The organism is Arthrobacter sp. 2YAF22_2, assembly GCF_052114645.1.
Taxonomy (GTDB): Bacteria; Actinomycetota; Actinomycetes; order Actinomycetales; family Micrococcaceae; genus Arthrobacter.
Window position 1 is genome coordinate 1 of sequence record NZ_JBFRFD010000635.1, and the last position, 1,772, is coordinate 1,772.

Annotated in this window: 3 protein-coding genes; all 3 read left to right on the forward strand. The window is 65.9% G+C overall.

Translation table 11 applies throughout. The annotated features are described in order from the left end of the window. The coding region (locus AB4Y86_RS18125; RefSeq protein ID WP_441403537.1) for a LysR substrate-binding domain-containing protein at nucleotides 1-343 on the forward strand (343 nt) is incomplete at its 5' end. Nucleotides 344-421: 78 nt separating this feature from the next. After that, nucleotides 422-850 carry an aspartate 1-decarboxylase gene (gene panD, locus AB4Y86_RS18130; RefSeq protein ID WP_441403538.1) on the forward strand — a complete coding sequence of 143 codons (429 nt, stop codon included), beginning with the start codon at nucleotides 422-424 and terminating at the stop codon, nucleotides 848-850. 107 nt (nucleotides 851-957) lie between these two features. Further along, nucleotides 958-1,772, forward strand: an 815-nt coding sequence (locus AB4Y86_RS18135; RefSeq protein WP_441403539.1) for an AEC family transporter, incomplete at its 3' end; no start/stop codon positions are given.

Sequence of the window (1,772 nt, forward strand, 5' to 3'; positions counted from 1 at the left end):
GGACACCGCGGGCCTGCCGTGGGTGATGGAGCCCCGCGGCGCGGCGTCCCGGCACTGGGCCGAGCAGGCCTGCCGGGGCGCCGGGTTTGAACCCGATGTCCGCTTTGAGACCGCCGACCTTCAGGCGCAGATCCGCCTGATCGAATCGGGCAATGCGGTGGCGCTTATGCCGGACCTGGTGTGGACCGGCCGGGGCACGACCGCCCAGTTGCTCGAACTCCCGGGCAATCCGCACCGCACCGTCTTCACGTCCGTGCGCCGCTCCAGCGCCACACGTCCGGCCATCCTGGCGGCCCGCGAAATCCTCGCCGAGACCGCAGCATCAATCGCGCCGGCCTCCTGAAAGCGCATCCGCCAGCACCCGCCCGTGTCTGCTGGCTCACAGCGGACCGACCGGCACCGGCGCTAGACTGGTGCCGTTATGAATCGAACAATCTTCAAGTCCAAGATCCACCGCGCCACGGTCACCCACGCGGACCTTCACTATGTCGGCTCGGTCACCGTGGACCTGGACCTGCTTGAGGCTGCCGATATCCTTCCCGGCGAACTCGTCGCGATCGTCGATGTCACCAACGGCGCCCGGCTCGAGACATACACCATCGCCGGCGAGCGCGGGTCCGGGGTCATCGGTATCAACGGGGCCGCAGCGCACCTGATGCACGTGAACGACCTCGTCATCCTGATCACCTACGCCCAGATGACCACGGAAGAGGCTAAGGCCTACACCCCCAAGGTGGTCCATGTGGACAAGGACAACAGGGTGGTCCAGATTGGCAACGATCCCGCCGAGGGCCACACAGCCGGCCTCCTGCGGCCGCCGTACGCGCTGAACAACGCCACCCTGAACTAGCGGTCCGGCCGCCGTAAGGGCAGGACGCGGCTGGCCGAGGTCAAATCTGATTATTGTGGGATGGTGATCACAGCCTCTCCCCCGCCCATTCCGCTGCGGACAGCCGCGTGCTAGGCGTCCTGGCAGGCTTCTTCGTCGTCTGGTTTATCATCCTGGTCGGCATGTTCGTCGGCCGACGCAATATTCTGGGCGAGAACGCCCGCTCTGTCCTCAGTGCCCTGACGTACTTCGTGGCGAGCCCAGCCCTGCTGTTCGAGACGCTCAGCAAAGCCAAACTGCATGACGTCTTCGCGGCGCCGCTGCTGGTGGCCGCAGTAGGTGCGCTTACGACGGCGGCCCTCTATTTCGGCGTCGTGCGCTTCCTGCTGAAGCGCACGCTGCCGGAGGCTCTGGTGTCGTCGATGAGCGCATCGCTGGCCAACTCCGCCAACCTCGGCATTCCCATCGCAGTGTTCGTCCTCGGCGATGCCAGCTACGTGGCGCCGCTGCTGATCTTCCAACTCGCCTTCTTCACGCCGTCGTTCCTCATGGTCCTGGATGCCACCACCAGCGCCCACCGGACAACGCCGCTAAGCTTCGTGCTGATGATCCTGCGGAACCCCATGATTGTAGGAACCGGGCTGGGCTTGCTCGTGGCGGGGACCAACTGGGAAGTCCCGGCCCTGCTCTTGCAACCCATCCACCTGATCGGCGGGGCCGCGATCCCGGCCATGCTGTTGTCCTTTGGCATGAGCTTAAACGGATCACGGCCACTGCAGGGCTCGGCAGGGCGCCGCGCCGACACGCTGCTGGCCAGCTGCTTCAAGCTGATCGTGCACCCGCTGCTGGCCTTCCTCTTCGCACGCTTCGCCCTCGGCCTGGCGGACCAGGCCCTTTTCGCCGTGGTGGTCACATCCGCCCTGCCCACGGCGCAGAATGTTTT